The sequence below is a fragment of the Virgibacillus alimentarius genome (assembly GCF_017874635.1).
GTDB lineage: Bacteria > Bacillota > Bacilli > Bacillales > Amphibacillaceae > Virgibacillus_B > Virgibacillus_B alimentarius.
In genome coordinates, this window is the sequence record NZ_JAGIKX010000008.1 from 59,404 (window position 1) to 77,802 (window position 18,399).

Annotated in this window: 11 protein-coding genes; all 11 read left to right on the forward strand. The window is 35.7% G+C overall.

Annotation, left to right across the window (positions count from 1 at the left end):
• The first annotated feature begins 12 nt into the window (after positions 1–12).
• The 11 genes from J2Z81_RS06845 (at position 13) to J2Z81_RS06895 (ending at position 18,374) form a co-directional block, all read left to right on the forward strand.
• Positions 13–1,071 (forward strand): CapA family protein, encoded by a 1,059-nt coding sequence (locus J2Z81_RS06845; protein WP_226370968.1) that lies wholly within the window; start codon positions 13–15, stop codon positions 1,069–1,071.
• Between the two features lie 44 nt (positions 1,072–1,115).
• Positions 1,116–2,900, forward strand: coding sequence for an acylphosphatase (locus tag J2Z81_RS06850; RefSeq protein ID WP_226370969.1), 1,785 nt, complete (start codon positions 1,116–1,118; stop codon positions 2,898–2,900).
• Positions 2,901–2,943: 43 nt separating this feature from the next.
• Complete coding sequence (locus J2Z81_RS06855; protein ID WP_226370970.1) at positions 2,944–4,407, forward strand: acylphosphatase; 1,464 nt, start codon at positions 2,944–2,946, stop codon at positions 4,405–4,407.
• Between the two features lie 181 nt (positions 4,408–4,588).
• Positions 4,589–5,617: a YheC/YheD family protein gene (locus J2Z81_RS06860; protein WP_226370971.1), complete on the forward strand. Its 1,029-nt coding sequence runs from the start codon at positions 4,589–4,591 to the stop codon at positions 5,615–5,617.
• A 19-nt stretch (positions 5,618–5,636) separates the two neighbouring features.
• The gene (locus J2Z81_RS06865; RefSeq protein ID WP_226370972.1) at positions 5,637–7,307 is read left to right on the forward strand and encodes an acylphosphatase; all 1,671 of its coding nucleotides are present in this window, start codon (positions 5,637–5,639) and stop codon (positions 7,305–7,307) included.
• 139 nt (positions 7,308–7,446) lie between these two features.
• Positions 7,447–8,457, forward strand: a complete 1,011-nt coding sequence (locus J2Z81_RS06870) for a YheC/YheD family protein (RefSeq protein WP_226370973.1) — start codon at positions 7,447–7,449, stop codon at positions 8,455–8,457.
• Between the two features lie 529 nt (positions 8,458–8,986).
• Positions 8,987–12,463, forward strand: a complete 3,477-nt coding sequence (locus J2Z81_RS06875; protein WP_226370974.1) for a peptidoglycan-binding protein — start codon at positions 8,987–8,989, stop codon at positions 12,461–12,463.
• 158 nt (positions 12,464–12,621) lie between these two features.
• Positions 12,622–14,235 carry a teichoic acids export ABC transporter ATP-binding subunit TagH gene (gene tagH / locus J2Z81_RS06880; protein WP_226370975.1) on the forward strand — a complete coding sequence of 538 codons (1,614 nt, stop codon included), beginning with the start codon at positions 12,622–12,624 and terminating at the stop codon, positions 14,233–14,235.
• An 18-nt stretch (positions 14,236–14,253) separates the two neighbouring features.
• Entirely contained in the window at positions 14,254–15,093 is an 840-nt protein-coding gene (locus J2Z81_RS06885) for an ABC transporter permease (RefSeq protein WP_226370976.1), read from the forward strand.
• A 48-nt stretch (positions 15,094–15,141) separates the two neighbouring features.
• A complete protein-coding gene (locus J2Z81_RS06890; protein ID WP_029267466.1) occupies positions 15,142–17,124 on the forward strand; it encodes a peptidoglycan-binding protein in 1,983 nt (660 codons plus the stop codon).
• Positions 17,125–17,297: 173 nt separating this feature from the next.
• Positions 17,298–18,374: a glycosyltransferase family 4 protein gene (locus J2Z81_RS06895; RefSeq protein ID WP_226370977.1), complete on the forward strand. Its 1,077-nt coding sequence runs from the start codon at positions 17,298–17,300 to the stop codon at positions 18,372–18,374.
• The last annotated feature ends 25 nt before the right edge of the window (positions 18,375–18,399 follow it).

Below are 18,399 nucleotides of genomic sequence, written 5' to 3' on the forward strand. Positions count from 1 at the left end.
AGGAGATAAAAAATGGTAGAAAATAAGAGCAGAAAAGTAACTTTGGCTGCAACCGGTGATATCTTGTTGCACACCCGATTATATAATAAAGCAAAAACCGATGATGGTGGATACGATTTTTCAGAATTAATGGCTGAAGCAAAGCCACTATTTAATAAAGATCATTTAACAGTTGTTAACCAGGAATCTCTTATAGGTGGAGTAGAACTCGGATTATCCGATTTTCCTCATTTTAATAGTCCAGTAGAAATCACGAAAACACTCAAGGAATTTAATGTTGATATTGCTACAATAGCAAATAATCATGTACTGGATAAAGGAGAAGAAGGGATATTAAGATCAATTGAAAATTGGAATAAAATAGGTATTCCGTATGTAGGTGCTTATAACTCAAAAGAAGATCAGGAGACACTACGGATATTTCACAAAAATGGATTAAGAATTTGTTTCTTATCTTATACAAAAAGAATGGCTGGTGTAAAGATACCTAAAGGTAAAGAATACCTTGTAGATAGTTTTGAAGGTGCTAAGGTTGGAAAAATTAGAAAAAGAATACAAAAAATTAAAAGTCGAGATCTAGCAGATGTTATTATTTTGTCTATTCATTATGGTAAAGAATATCAAATGCTTCCTACATCGGATCAGTTAGAGATCTCAAACACTTTATCAGATGCAGGTGCTGATGTGATTTTGGGACACCATCCTCATGTACTACAGCCACCAGCGTATATACTTAATTCAAGAGGTAAAGATACTTTTTGTATATATTCCCTAGGCAATTTCTTTTCTGGGCAAAAGGGAATTTATCGACAAATAGGTGCACATATGACGATTGATATTGAAAAACCATCACCGGAGAAAAACTCTTTATTAAAAATTGATAATCCAACATTTAAGTTAACGTATGTGGATAGTACAGAAAAAGGAACATATAAGTTACATCTGTTGGAAGATGTTGTAAAGAATCAGAAGATAATAAAGACACATATGGGCAATTTTGATTCCAAAGAAGTTTATAATCGAATGATAAGTCATATGCGAAAATGGATTCCCAATTTGGATATATCTTAATTATTAAGGCTTTTATTAAATAAAAAGTGAAAAGGGTGTTTATCATGCAAGAATTTAAGGATAATTGGCTCCCAAGTCTTAAAAATTCTGTGCCACCAGAAGCATTTGGCTATACAGTGAGTATGTATAGTATTGCTCTAGAAGGTTGGAGAAGGGGCTTAACATTAAAGTTTATTAATAATAATCAAAGGAGATCTGAAATTGATTATTCTCTAACATATAAAGGAAAAGAACGTAAATTTTCTGTCACCAGAGGAGATATAGTTCCGAGGAAAGCAATAAAAATATGTGTTAATAAAGATTTGACGAAAAAGGCCCTTTTAGATGCAGGGGTACCTACTCCAAAAGGAGAAACATTTGGGGAGGAAAGCTCTGATGAATCAATTATTCAGTATTCCAAAAGATTAGGGTACCCAGTGGTACTTAAGCCATCTGATGGGACTGGTGGTAATGGAGTTATAGCTAACATAAAAAATGAGGAAGAGTTTAAAGAGGCTTTGTCATATGTAAAATATGACTTGAATTATTCTAAGTTAATTGTAGAAAAACATTTCACGGGTGAAGATTATCGCTTATATGTAATAGACGATAAGGTTATAGGGGGATTTAAAAAGATCCCAGCTAATATAATTGGGGATGGGAAAAATTCTATTAGATATTTAATGAAAAAAAAGAATCAAGAGAGAAATAGTACGCCTGCGCTTCATAAGCGTATAATAAAAGTAGATAAAGAACTACACAGTATCCTTCGATCAAAAGGCTATACTTTAGAGAGTATACCGAGAAATGGTGAGCAGGTATTTTTAAAAACAAAAAATAATGTTTCTGCGGGTGGAGATTCTGTTGATGTTACAGATGAATTAACCGATGAAATCAAAAATATTGCAATCAAAGCTTCAAATGCAATTCCTGGATTAGTTCAATGTGGTGTTGATATTATGGTTAATAAAGAGGAGAACACTGGAGTTATTCTAGAAGTGAATTCTAGGCCACATATTACAGCACATCTGTATCCATGGAAGGGAAAAGCGCGTGATATTCCAAAGGCTATTATAGATTATTATTTTCCAGAAACGGTTACAAATAATGATGATAACCAACCAAAATTTTATTTCGATTTTAAAAGTGTATTCGATGCTTTTCAATCCGGATATGCAAAAGAAATAACAATACCAGATATTCCATCTGGGACTTTAACTGCAACTCGTTTTATTGTATCAGGAAACATCAAAGGCGTTAATTATGAAAAATGGGTTCGTAAACAAGCAAGATCTTTAAAATTAAATGGGTATATCAAACATTTAGAAAATGACAAAAGTGTGGTTGTTGTTGCAGGTTCTAAAAAATCAATCGAGAAGTTCCGAAATTTTATAACCAAAAAATCTTCTAAAAGAGCTAAAGTCACAAATGTAGTTGAAAAAAGTCGTAAATCACCTGTTAAAGTAGGGTTTGAAATTCTAGACGATGAACCTACTAAGGCCTCTGTCACAAAAACAAATACGGTTGCAAACAAGCCAGTTAAAAATACAGTGTCTAATAAAAATAAGGTTCGGCCTGCAAATGAAGACAATACACCAAACGTTTCAGTTGACGGGTATTTTCCAGTTAGAATGAAGAACCCTTCATCTAAGTCAAAGAGCAAAAAAAAAACCTCATCAGTAAAAAAACGATATAATGGTTCAGACGAATTAAAAATGACTAAAATTGATCTCAAAAAGGTAAAAAAAGAAAGAGATTTTTATAAGAAGAGGTTCGAAGCTATAAAAAAAAGTAGGAGTTGGAGAATTACAGAGCCTATGCGTAAGTTTAGTACATTTATAAAGCGTTAATAAAATAAAGTTTCCCCCCTTATACTAAAAAAGGAGAATTAGTATGAATCAAACAAATGTAAAACTGTTTCCTCATCTCACAAAAAAAGTTGTATCCGATATAACTGGATTTAAATTAGATGCTTATTTAATAGCATTAGAAGGTTGGCGTAGAGGTTTAGAACTTAAATGGTATAAAGATGAAACTGAAGTATGCAAGCTTGATAGATTAAACAGTAGTACACAGGGAAAATTCTTTTCGCTAAGCTCGGATTCCCAAGTTCATTATTTTTTTAGATCTAGAGGCGATAAAGTAGCCAATAAGACTGTAAGGATTTGTCAGGATAAAGAAAAAACAAAAGATATTTTGGAAAAAAAAGGAATCCCTACACCTATGGGTAAAGTTTTTAATGTAGATGATGAAAATGTTATTCGTTATGCATCAGACGTTGGTTTCCCTGTTGTAATAAAACCTATAAAAGGTAGCATGGGCAAGGGAGTTTATACAAATATACAAAACAAAGATGAATTGAGAAATGCTATAACAGATTATCGCTCAAGGTTTAAATATACTGAATTTGCGGTAGAAAAGCATTACCATGGAAATGAGTATCGTATTTATGTGGTTGGCGATAAAGTAGTAGGAGCAACTAATAGAATACCTGCAAATGTAATCGGTGATGGGGAAAGCTCGATTACCTCATTAATTAAACAGAAAAACAAAGAAAGAAGAAAGAATCCTTACTTAGCTCCAAAACCAATTAAAGTTGATTATGAAGTGCTTCATATGTTAAAAAAAGCAGGTTATGATAAAGATAGTATTCCGCCAAAAGATGACCAAGTGTTTTTGCGTGAAAAGAGTAATTTGTCATCAGGTGGAGATCCGATAGATGCAACTGATCAATTATCAGATGAAATAAAGCAACTTGCTGTTGATGCTTTGAAGGCACTTCCTTCTATACCACATGCAGGCGTGGATATTATCGTTGATCCAACTTCGAAAAAGAAGGGTGTTGTTTTAGAAGCTAATGCCACTGCAGAGATTGCATTTCATATGTTCCCATTGAGCGGCAAGCCGAGGGATATCCCTGAGGCAATGATTGATTATTATTTTCCTGAAACAGTTAGGATCAAAAGAAGTTATTTCTATTTTGATTTTAATAGTATCATTGGACCTCTTAAAACATGGGCGGCAGAAGTAATAGAAGTTCCAAAATCACCATCAGGATATATATATGCTAAAAAGTATACGGCCTCTGGTAAAGTCCAAAATGTAGGTTATATGAATTGGATACGAAGACAAGCACTTAAAAGGAATTTAAGTGGATATTCCCAGAAGTTGGAGGATAATAAAGTAGAAATAGTTGTTGCTAGTACAAACCAGAAAGATGTTGATGAATTTGTGGAGCTCTGCTACAAAGGATCAAAGAAATCTAGAGTTGACGATGTATTGCAGCAACAATGGAAGATAGATAATCCGTTAAAAATTGGATTTGAAATGGTTATAGATAATAAAAGGGAAAAATAAGATGGGTTACTTAATGTAATCTCATCTTTTTTTATCGGGATATATCGACAAAAGGATTGAGAATATTGTAGAATATACAAGAACTATACGTAATATTGTCTAAAAGAAAATATACTGCAGCACATAAGGATAACATAATGAAAGACTGAAAAATAGTATTTTTTAAGGAAAGGAAGAAAAAATGATTATAGGTTTTATGAGAAATTTCAGAAATCCAACTGAAATGGCTAAACTTACAGCTATGTTATGTAAGAGCCAGGGAATGGACCTTATTTATATACGACCTGGGGATGTAAATATAGAAAAACATATGGTCAAAGGAAAAATGTATATTAATAGCAAATGGATTAGTGTTGAAACAGGTATTCCAAAGTATGTTGATATCTCGCCTTACTGTTTCAAGGCAAAAAATAAACCAATTATAAGATATTTGAGAAATAATACATTTTTATCTGATAAAGGTAAGAATTACATTAGTAAAGAAAACCTACAAAAATCACTGCAGAAAGACGATGAATTTGCACATCTCGTAATTCCAACGATTAAAACCGAGAATAGTTTCAGTAGCGTCGAAAAGTTTTTAAATAAATATTCCATAATTGTTATAAAACCAATGGGTGGAGAACGTGGTAAGGGAGTTTATATTTTAACAAAGGAAGATAACGACAGCTATATTCTTGGTCACCAAAAAGAGGAGAAAAATCTATCCTATCAAGAATTAATTTCCTTTTTTGACCAATTTATTAAGGATAAACGATATATATTGCAAAAATATGTCACTTCCAGAACGAATCAAGGTGACCCGTTTGATTGCAGGGTACATGCTGAAAAAAATGGTAAAGGGGAATGGGTTAGTGCACGTAATTTTATTCGAATTGGAATAGGCCAAAAAGTAGTGTCGAACGTAAATCAGGGCGGGGGAATTAGTGATCCTAAACCGTTTCTAAAAGCAAATTTTGGAGATGATTGGGAAAAAATATTTGAAAATCTCAATAAATTAGCAGTAACATTACCAAAAAAAATAGAACAGTTAAGGGGTACTCATATTATGTCTTTGGGTATGGATGTAGGTATTGAAAAGGATGGAAGCCTTTACCTTTTTGAAACAAATAGCGCCCCGACAACCAAACCGCTTAGAGCGCAAGCAGCAATGTTAAGAACAGAGTACTATAAATATTTTATGGAGGAAAAACTGTATAAAACCTCATAAAAAGAAAGAGCGTGTTACTATGACATCACAATTTCCAAATACATTAACTCCGAAGATGGTAGAAGGTATTAAAGGTTTTAACTTATGTACATTTTTAATTGGACTTGAAGGATGGCGGAGAGGTTTAACATTAAAGTATTATAGTGATATTAATCAGTATTCTGACATACACACACAAGGTAAAAAATTAATGGGTAGAAATTACTCCTTACAGTCGAAAGATAAAATACACTATTTTAATCAATCAAGAGGGGACATGGTATCGAATGAGGCGGTAAGGATAGCTCAAAGTAAACAAAAGACGAAGGATTATCTAGAAAAAGGTAATGTTAATATTTTACCAAGTAAAGAATTTGATAAAACTCATTCCGATGTAGACATTATTAAATTGGCCCGTGAAATAGGTTATCCTGTCATTATAAAACCTACGTATGGCTCCCTGAGTAAAGGGGTTATGCTTAACCTAAAGAATGATTCAGAGTTAACTGATGCCCTTAAGTATGTGAGAGGACAGTTAGGATACTCAAATGTTATTTTAGAAAGATATTTTGAAGGAGCAGATATCCGTGTGTATGTAGTGAATAATGTTGCTGTTGCTGCTCTTAGAAGAGAGCCTCCAAAAGTAACAGGTGATGGAGAAAGTTCAATTGAAAAATTAATTAACGAAAAAAATGAATCACGAAAAGATAATCCTTATCTTGCCGCTAGGCCAATTAAAATTGATAAAGAACTAAAAGATGTTCTACGGAAAAACAATTATAAATTGAGCAGTATTTTAGAAAATGGAAAAACGATAATGGTAAAGAATAAGAGTACTTTAACTCAAGGTGTTGATTTATATGATATTACAGATACGGTCCCTGAACATGTTAAGCAATTAGCTATTGATACACTCAATGCTCTCCCAAATATTATACATGGAAGTATTGATATGCTGTTCGATGGTGAAGAGGCTGTTGTATTAGAGGTTAACGCATCTGCAAATATTTCCATGCATATGTTCCCTACTGAAGGTCAACCGAGAAGTATAGCATCGTTTTTAATGGACTTTTACTTTCCAGAAACAAAGGGGAAGTCTTCAAACCATACAAACATGTATTTTGATTTTGTTGATATCGTTAATACTTTAAAACAGAATTATACAAATTATGTAGAAGTAAAATCATTACCTCAGCCCCCTCTCTATGCTAAAAAATATATTGTAACAGGAGAAGTTCAAAACGTAGGATATCGTAATTGGATTAGACGACAGGCTACTAAACGAGAGCTTCATGGGTATACTAAAAATTTAAAAAATGGTAACGTAGTAGTCGTCGTTGCAAGTCATGAAAAGGAAAAAGTGGATAAGTTTAAGAGAGTATGCAAAAAAGGTTCCAAAAAATCCAAAGTTTCTGATGTAAAATCTTCTGATTGGACAAAAGAAATTAAAATGGGCTTTGAGATAAAAGATAATATAACGAAGAAAAAGAAAGAAGTTGACAAGAAATATATTAATGAATTACTAACAGAGCTTAAGGAGACACAAACAAAGCTTGAAAATGCTAAAAAAATGCAAGAAGAGCTAAGGATGGAAAGAGATTCCTATAAGGATAAACTTTCATCTATCAGAAATAGTACTAGTTGGCGCGTTACAGAACCTGTGCGTGTAATAGGAGGTTTATTAAAAGGGAAAACAAAAGTAAAAAATTAAGATAAGAGTAAGTTAGAGTATATTTAAGAATTTGAAAGCAAGGAATCATAATTATTAGACAGTATACGGCCTTCCGTAACAGTAAAGCATATTGTTGCTTATAAATACGAAACCTAAATAATATAGAGGGATAATTAATATGATAATTGGCTTCATGACAAACTTTAAAAACCCGACTGCTTTGGCTAAGTTGACGGCCATGTTATGCAAATATCAAGGAATGGATCTTATATATCTACGTCCACGTGATGTAGATATTGAATCAGGTAGGGTTGAAGGAAAAATGTATATAAACAGTACTTGGGTAACTGTAAAGGTTGACATACCCCCATTTATTGATATAGCACCTTACTGCTTTAAAAGAAAAAATAGAGAAATCATGCGATTTTTGAGAAATAAAACGTTTTTATCTGATAATCGTTCAAATGTTCTTAGTAAAGAAAAGTTACAAGAAAAATTATTAGGTGAGAATGAATTTGCACATCTTGTAATACCTACGCGTAGAGTCCAAAATTTTAACGATGTCCAAGAGTTTTTAGATAAACATTCAACTATTGTTTTGAAACCGTCGAGTGGAATACGCGGAAGGGGTGTCTATATATTAAATCAGGAAAAGGAAAATTATATACTTGGTCATCAGACAGAAAAGAAAGCACTATCTCTTGAGGAATTTAAAAATTTCTCTAAAGAAAATATAATAGACAAAAGGTATATATTACAAAAATATATATCTTCTAGAACATTGCAAGGGGATCCATTCGACTGTAGAATACATGTTGAAAAAAACGGAAAAGGGAAATGGGAGAGTGCAAAAAACTATATAAGAATCGGTATTGGACAAAAAGTGATTTCAAACGTAAATCAGGGTGGAGGAATAAGCGACCCTAAACCTTTTTTAAAAGCGAACTTTGGTGATGATTGGGAAAAAATAAATGATAATTTAAACAAATTAGCAGTAACTTTACCTTATATGGTAGAAGAATTAAGAGGTACACATATCATGTCATTGGGGATGGATATAGGTATTGATAAAAGCGGAAAATTATACTTATTTGAAGTGAATGATGGACCGGCAACTGCATCCCTTAAGTCAGAAGTTGCCATGCTAAGGGCGGAATATTACAAATATATAATGAAAAATCTAATATAGACTAAAATATCAATATATTTAAAGAATAGGAAACATAGGAAGGCTATGGCATACCTTCCTTTTTTGGGTTTCCCTTCCTCCGAATAGCTATAGTTAGCACGGATTTTATTCTGAACTCATAAACACAATTTTTCTGTAATCGAACGAATGAAATTATTATCTAAATGAGCGTCTAGCATCTTCTTTTTTATATTATCATAGCCCTAGCCTATGATAAAGGGTGTTTTTCTCTATCCAAAAGGTTCGAACACAAGTGAAATATTGTTCCCATACTTTTAATGCTATTTTCATCTTCTTTCAACTTAATCGTCTTCTAATCTATAGTATCAGCGTTAAATCTTGCTGCTTATTTAAACCGTTTATACTATTCAAACGTATAATCTGTATCCTTTCAATTTTGTAAAGTTTTATTCATTATAAATTTTTTAGATATATATCCCAAATGTGACAAAATCTATTGAAATCAGTACATAAGTAACCGATAATAGAATAGAATTATAGAGGGAATAAAGGAGATGGTAGTAAAGAAATGGTAAGAAAGTCTTTGATTCTATTGGCAGTATTCTTTTCCTTTTTTTATATAAGTTCATCTGTACTAGCAGCAGAAAATGCATACATAGAAGAAGACGCCCCAATAGAAATTGAAAATGAAGAATCAGATATTATGAAGAATGAGGATGCAAAGAACGAAGGGAAGGAGGAAGATGGAGAGGACCAACAAGATGCCGTGTCAGATGAAAATGAACAACAACTTAAATACCACATTGGCGATCACGGGGATCATATAGTTCAGCTAAAAAAAGATTTAACAAATTTAGACTACGGACACTTCTCGGAAGATCCATCTCCAACTTATGATAACGAGACAGAGCTTGCTGTTACACAATTTCAAGCAGATCATGGTTTGACTGAGACAGGCACCGCTGATGAAGAAACATTGGTGAAAATAGAAGAGATGCTATCTGTTCTTCGACAAGAAGCCGACACAGAGGAATCCGAAGAAAGTGAAGAAAAAGAGGAATCTGATTCGGAAGCCGGTGAAGTACCTGAAGAAAACATTGATTCCCCAGATGAAATTGAAATAGATGATGAGGAAGTTTCTGAAGAAAGTCCTGAAAATCTAGGAGAATCTGAGTCATCTGAGGATGGATCTGAAACATCGGAAGAGAGTGAGTCCCCTGAGGATGAACCGGAAGCATCAGAAGAGGATAAATTATCCGAAAGTGAATCTGAAGTGTCGGAAGAAGAAGGAGACACTCAAACGGCTGAGGAATTAGACAAAGAAGAGCAGTCTAACACCTCAGAAGAAGGCGAATTGGATCAAGAGGAAAACTCTGAAGCTTCTGAGGAGCCAATATTGGATGGGGAAGAGGAATTAGATAAGAATGAGGAGCCCGTATTGGATGAAGATGTGGATTCAGAAACGGACGAGGGTTCCAATAAGTCGGAAGATCAGGAAACAGATGAAAAGGAACAACTAAATTCATCACAAGATAAGAAATCAGACGAAGAAGAGAATCCTGAAGCATCTGAAGCGGATCAGGAAAATTCATTGAAAAGTTCTGAGGAATCCGTAAAGAAAGACAGAATACAGTTTTTTGCACGTAGTAGTCCCAAATCTTCTGTTTTAAAAAAGGGAGTAAGGGATTCAAGGGTTATTGATCTAAAGAAAGACTTAGATAAAATCGGTTATGGTGGTATTAGGAAAACGAATTATTATGGGTCTTTCACGGAAAAACGAATCAAGCAGTTCCAAAAGTACTACGGTTTAACAGTAACTGGAGCAGCAAATAAAGCCACGTTATCTAAGATCGAGAGCCTTTTGCCAAATCCATTGAGCAAAGGGAAGCGTCATAAGGATACGATCGGCTTAAAGAAAGACTTAGATAAAATTGGTTATGGTGGTATTAGGAAAACGAACTATTACGGTTCTTTCACGGAAAAACGAATCAAGCAGTTCCAGAAGTACTATGGCTTAACAGTAACTGGAGCGGCGAACAAAGCGACGTTATCTAAGATCAAGAGCCTTTTGCCGAACCCATTAAGCAAAGGGAAGCGTCATAAAGACACAATCGGCTTAAAGAAAGACTTAGATAAAATTGGTTATGGTGGTATTAGGAAAACGAACTATTATGGGTCTTTCACGGAAAAACGAATCAAGCAGTTCCAAAAGTACTACGGTTTAACAGTAACTGGAGCGGCGAACAAAGCGACGTTATCCAAGATCAAAAGTCTATTACCAAACCCATTAAGTAAAGGGAAGCGTCATAAGGATACGATCGGTCTAAAGAAAGACTTAGATAAAATTGGTTATGGTGGTATTAGGAAAACGAACTATTACGGTTCTTTCACCGAAAAACGCGTAAAGCAGTTCCAGAAATATTACGGTTTAACAGTAACTGGAGCGGCGAACAAAGCCACGTTATCGAAAATCAAGAGCCTTTTGCCAAATCCATTAAGCAAAGGGAAGCGTCATAAGGATACGATCGGCTTAAAGAAAGACTTAGATAAAATCGGTTATGGTGGTATTAGGAAAACGAATTATTATGGATCATTTACGGAAAAACGAATCAAGCAATTCCAGAAGTATTACGGTTTAACAGTAACTGGAGCGGCGAACAAAGCCACGTTATCCAAGATCAAAAGTCTATTACCAAACCCGTTGAGCAAAGGGAAGCGTCATAAAGACACAATCGGCTTAAAGAAAGACTTAGATAAAATTGGTTATGGTGGTATTAGGAAAACGAACTATTATGGGTCTTTCACGGAAAAACGAATCAAGCAGTTCCAGAAGTACTACGGTTTAACGGTAACTGGAGCAGCGAATAAAGCCACGTTATCTAAGATCGAGAGTCTTTTGCCAAATCCATTGAGCAAGGGAAAACGCCATAAAGACACAATCTCGCTTAAAAAGAAATTGAATCAAATCGGTTATGGCGGTATTAAGGTAACGAATTACTATGGATCATTTACCGAAAAACGCATAAAGCAATTTCAACGGGATTATGATCTTCCTGTAACTGGGGTTGCAGATGAAGAAACACTTGCAGCAATTGATAAGGCCATGGAAACGCGAGAGAAAGTTACGTATTCTAAATACGATATTTCGCTGGAGCGTGCACTGGATATTCAAATGAATCAATTGCAGCAAACAGATCAATATAGAAACAAGCCAGCTTATATTTCAGCTAACTATGTCACTATCAGCAATGGTGTTGCCAGAACAACAGCAAACTTGAATGTTCGTGCTTCTTCCAGCACTGGTAGCCATATTTACGGAACGTTACCTAAAGGGTCGGTCGTTCATATTATAAATAAGGGAAGTCAGTGGCATAAAATCAGCTATAATACGTGGAGAAATCCGACACGTGCAGATGTTAAGTTTTATTTGGATCCAACGAATAATGACACCTTTCAACATTTAGATTTAACGGAGAGTGCGCATGTTTCAGCGCGTTCCTTAAATAATGTATTGCGAGGAAAAGGTGTCCTCCAAGGTTTAGGACAAGCATTTATCGATGGAGGTAACCGTCATTCTGTCAATGAAATCTATCTTATTTCCCATGCGCTTCTTGAGACAGGAAATGGATCTTCGAATCTAGCAAATGGAATAAAGGTAGGAAAAAATAATTCTGGTCATCTCGAATTAGTTAATTCAAGCAATAAACATCGCCTAACCAGCATAAAGACAACGTACAATATGTTTGGTATTGGCGCAGCTGACAGTGATCCAAAACGATTAGGAGCGTTTACTGCCTACAAGGAAGGGTGGTTCTCCCCTGAGGCAGCGATAAGAGGCGGTGCCAAATTCATTGGCAGCAGCTATCTTCACAATCAATATTATCAAAATACGCTCTATAAAATGCGCTGGAATCCAGCAAATCCAGGATATCCGCAATATGCGACAGATATTGGATGGGCTGTCAAGCAAGTGACCCAAATTAAGAATATGTACAACAAGCTGGATAATCCATTACTAAAATTTAACATTGTTCGATATTTATAGAAGGCAAGTCTAGTTCCTATAGGGGCTAGACTTGTTTGTGCATCCGTAGATTTTATAATTTCTTGTCGATTCTACTCTATAAATTTGTTATAGTAATATAGATAGAATTATCGTTTAATATTTTGATGAAATTGTTTTTTAATAGATGGAGATAAATGATGAATCATTCTGTAGTTTTTCATAATGTAACAAAGAAATATAAAATGTATAAGGATTCCTCCGATCGATTAAAGGGTGTGTTCGCACCTAACCGATATGGAGAGGATTTTTATGCAGTTAAACATATATCTTTTACCGCTGATCCGGGTGATGTCATTGGTGTGGTGGGAGTTAATGGGGCAGGGAAATCCACGTTATCCAATCTGATTTCCGGTGTCGCACCACCAACGACGGGTGAGATTACTGTCAACGGTCAGGTTTCCATTATAGCCATTGCTTCCGGACTAGATAAGGAATTAACGGGTCGCGATAATATTGAATATAAATGTTTGATGCTCGGCTTTACAAAGAAAGAAATTGAAGCGCTGATGCCTCAAGTGATTGAATTTGCGGATATTGGCAATTTCATTGATCAGCCTGTTAAAAATTATTCCAGCGGGATGAAATCGCGTTTAGGTTTTGCTATATCTGTCAATATCGACCCAGACGTACTTGTTATTGATGAGGCTTTATCTGTTGGAGACCAGACGTTTAAGCAGAAGTGCTATGACAAAATGAATGAATTTAAGGAGAAGGGGAAAACGATTTTCTTTGTCAGTCATTCCCTCCAGCAAGTAAGGAAATTTTGTAATAAAGTCTTATGGCTCGAAGCTGGGGAAGTAAGGGCATATGGAAAAAGAATTGAAGTTTTACCTCAGTATCGCAAATTCCTAAAACAATTTAAAGCTCTATCCGATGAGGAAAAGAGGAATTTTAGACAACGTGTGATGGAGAAACGAAGCAAGCTGGAGCAAGAAGAGAATAAGGACGAGAAGGATGCAATACGCGATCCAGTGTTACTGCTCCCCCGTAATAAAGCTTCAAGAGCCGATAATTATAAAAGGAAATTTTCATTTCTCTCTTCCAATGTGTTTATTACGTTGCTCCTGCTCCTTTTTGTGGCAGTAGGTACCGCGATCTATCTTGCTAAACCTTGGGAAGGATTTTTCCAAGAGGAAGCTGCACAATCAGAGGCAGTGATAGAGGAAGAGCCAGAGCCAGAGCCTGTGCAAAAGGAAACAGCTGCGCCTGAAGCGGAGGAAGAACGGGAAGAGAATGAGCAAGAAATTCAATATGTGACCGTTTCCAGTGCACATATTCGTACGGAACCGGACCTTGATAGTGAAGCAAGTGCTTTTGCGAATTTCGGTGAAATCTATCAAATAGAAAATAAGGAAGAAGATGAAGGAGAAGCGATTCACTGGTTGAAAATTGCCGGAGTACATGCTGATAAAGAAGGTTGGATTAGCAGTGATCTGCTGGAAGAGATTTCTGGGGAATCTGATGATGCAGCGATTGCGGGTCAAATGCAAGCCACAATCGGTTCACATCCTGTATTAGAAGAAATCTCAGAAGGAAATGAGCCGGAAGAGGTATTTTCCGGAAGTGACGAAGACAAGCAAGAAATCTCCATCCCTGTTCACCATACGGTGCTAAAAGAGGATGTTACGGAACAACTCGGCGAACCACATCTAGAGGATAAAAATAATCTTTTATACCATGGTTCTGTCTATGACTTTCTATTTTCTTTGCGCAATGATCAGGTTGAAGATCTAGTGATTGTAAAGAGATGAGATATGTGAGGAAATACAATGAAATCAGTCATTAAGGTAATTCAAGAACAGATAAACAATATGTATTTAATACGTAAAATGGCCTTATTTGAAATGAAAAGTGCCAATAAAAATAATTACTTAGGGATGGCCTGGGAGCTTATCACACCAGCGATACTTATCATGATTTATTGGCTTGTATTCGGGGTTGGTATCAGGCAAAGAGCAGACGTCCCAGTTGGGGATATGGTGGTTCCATTTTTATACTGGCTTATGGCAGGATATATGGTATGGCTGTTCTTTAGCCAATCCACAACAAATGGGTCTAAGTCGATTTTTTCCCGTTTAAAGATCGTTTCGAAAATGAATTTTCCGATGAGTATTATACCAAATTATGTGATTTGCGCACGATTTATGGTACACGCCGGATTAGTCGCCATTATTATTGTTATTTTACAATTCGGAGGCTATCCGATTAATATCTATTATTTGCAAATCCCGTATTTTGCAATTGCTACGTATATTTTCACCTATGCACTTGCATTAATCTTATCGACTTTATCTGCATTGGTTCGGGATGTTCATAAGCTCTTAACGTCAACGATGCGGATTGGAATCTATATATCCCCAATTTTATGGGATGTTTCCAATATTAAACAGGATGGGTCCATCGCAACTGCAATCATTACAGCAATTGTCAGACTTAATCCATTAACGTATTTAATTGATGGGTACCGGGCTGGATTTTTCGGAGTCGGTTGGCATTTTATAGAGGAGCCAGGTGTGACGGCCTATTTTTGGATGGTTACGTTGATTTTGTTTTTAATTGGATCGATGTTGCATGTAAGACTAAGGAAATACTTTATTGATTTCTTGTAAAAAACAAAGTGAAAACGACAATGATATGTCATGAGGGGGTAGAATCTGTTGGAACCTAAGCTAGCAAATTCAAGTCATACCGCAGAATTAGATGCGGACGTTGAGAATCATGCAGGGGAACAACAAAAAGAGGAAAGTTATATCGCGAAGATAAACGACAAGAAAATAAAGGTAGATGGACTTTTGGCAAGTCCGATTCAGCCTCATGAACAGCACGATAACTTGATTCCATTAAAAATAATGCTGAATTGGATAGGATATGGAACGATCGCAATCACACCGAACTTTGGTCCACTTACAAAAGAGCGGGTAAAGGAATTTCAAAAAGATCAAGGCTTACCTATCACCGGAATCATCGATAATTCGACAGTCATCAAGATAAATAAAATATTTCATGTCATGATTAATGATCCGGAAATCAAACTTGCAAGTATTAAAAAGTTAAAAAAAGATTTAAATCGAATTGGATTTAGTGGAATTATGGTTTCTGATAAATTAGGGCCCTATGCAGTAGATCGCATAAAAGAATTTCAGTCATTTTATGAGCTGCCAGTAACAGGACAGGTGAATGTCGACACACTAAAAAAGATTGATGAAATACTGAATAGTCCACTGCGTGAAGGAAAACGGCACAGGGATCTTCCTATCCTAAAAGAGCATTTAAATAACTTAGGATTTGGCAAGGTCAGTATATCGAACAAATTTGGGGGTCGCATGAAACGAAAAGTGAAAAAATTTCAGCGAAAACATGGACTGCCAATCAGTGGAATCATGGATGATGTCACACGATTTAAGTTATATGAGGCTCTTGCTGCTGCTATTAACTATGCAGAGGATAAACATCCAGGGATTAAACGTCTTAAAAATGCCTTAAATCAAATTGGCTTCGGCGGCATCGAAATATCAAGTAAACTGGGAGCGTATACCATTGACCGCATCAAAGAGTTCCAGGCATTCTATGAACTTTCTGTAACAGGTCAGGTAAATGCAGACACGCTGTATAAAATGGATGAAATATTGCTCAGTCCGCTGCAAAATGGTGGACGGCATGAAGACGTGAAGTATTTGAAGGAAAATTTGGTATCGCTTGGGTATGGAAGACTGCCAATTACCAATAAATTTGGCAGCCTGACACAACGGAAGCTTGAACAATTTCAAAGGGATTATGGTTTACCTGTAAGTGGCATCGCGGATAAATATACGTTTAAGAAACTAGACCAAATTGCCAGATACCAAGAAAAATTGACCTATCAGCATTACAATGTAACGTTTGAAGAAGCAATAAAAATGCATATGAAAGATGAAAGCACTGCTCAATTGAAGGAGAAAATCATTGCTATTCGGGATTATAAAGACGTAGAAACTTATTTTGACCCTGCTAATTTATTGAAAGATGACAAGGATAAATTTCAATTACTCGATTTATCCAGACCAAGGGTCGTTACGAATGAGGTACTGCATAATTATTTAAAAGGATTTGATATCCTAAAAGATAAGGAGCAAGCTTTTATTGATGCTGGACGAGAACATGGCATTAATGAAATTCTATTAGTCTCCCATGCAACGTTAGAAGTAGAAAGAGGATCAGCTGGAGCAGCATATGGAATACCGGTTGATCGATCTGGGCATATCACGTATGTTGAAAAAGACAAGGACGGCATCAAAGTAACGGTTCCAGGGGAAACAGCGAAAACAAAGAAGTGGGTTTATAATATTTACGGGATCACGGACGAATCGGATCATTCATTATCCTGCAGAGCTAAGAAGGCATTTGATGAAGGCTGGGATACGCTGGAAAAATCCATTATAGGTGGAGCACCATATATAAAGGGAATGTATTTTGTAAATGGGCAGCGTACTTTATATTCCATGCGCTGGAACCTTGCGAATGTAATTGGAAAAGAAAATGCGAAGTCCCAAAACACGATTGATAAAGATTGGTTTTTCGGACAAATTAAGCGATTATACAACATTTATCGACAACTGGACTCATATATATTATATTTAGAAGTACCAATCTATAAAAAATAATCAATAGGGAAACCCGGATCTATCCCCTGTTGATGGGGAGCCGGAGCGTTTTTTCACGTGAAAGACAAAGACAGGATATTATTCATAGAATGATATACTTTTAGCATAGAAATTGATAGAATAGAGTAGAACCATTAAAATACGATACAGTTACGTTAGCTAGAGGTGTATATATGTGGAATATAAGTGAGTTGGTCATCGCATTTATCATTTCTTGTGCAACAACATTACTTGTTACTCCAGTTATCATTAAATTAGCAAAAAAATGGAATGTCGTTGATAAACCGAATAATCGAAAAATGCATAAAGGTTTGAAACCGAGTATGGGTGGACTGGCCATTTTTATTGGTGTCGTAGCGGGATTTCTTTACCTGCAGCCAATGCATCCACAATTAAATGCCATCGTTCTAGGTGCGTGTATCATGCTTATTACCGGAATGCTGGATGACATATTTGAGTTTAAAGCGATCTACAAACTCGCTGGCCAAACTGCAGCTGCAATAGTTGTCGTTTCTTCGGGACTCATTATTGAAAAGCTGACGCTTCCGTTTTTAGGAACCGTGCATTTGGGCTATTTTGGCATTGCGATGACGATCTTTTGGATTGTTGCCGCTGCTAATGCGATTAATCTCATCGATGGTTTAGATGGCCTGGCAGCAGGTGTTTCTGCAATTGGTCTAACGAGTATTCTCGTGATGGGGTTCATCGATCATCGATTACTCGTCGTGTATTTATGTGTTATTCTAGTAGGAAGTTGCTTTGGTTTCCTGTATCACAATTTTTATCCTTCCAAGATTTTTATGGGAGATACCGGGGCGCTTTTTCTAGGGTATTCGATCGCGATTGTTTCTATGCTGGGTTTATTTAAGAACGTTGCTTTCTTTAGTTTTCTCGTACCGCTCATTGTGATCGCGATTCCGATTTTTGATACGATTTTTGCCATTATTCGACGGGCAATTAATAATCAAGGAATTGCAACACCAGATAAGAAACACATTCACTATCAGTTGATCAACATGGGGTATTCTCATCGCGCATCTGTCTTAATTATCTATGTGTTTAGTATATTCTTTGGCGGAATGGCGATTGTATTTAACAGTGCTAGACTACTAACGTCCCTGTTTTTACTTGGCGTGATTATATTAGGTATTCAGCTTATCGCAGAAATTGCCGGAATTACTACCTATAATCGTAAGCCCCTGTTAAATGGAATCCGCAGAATGACAGGAGATAATAGGAAAGTAGAATAAATAGAAAAAGAAAAAGTTGCTAATC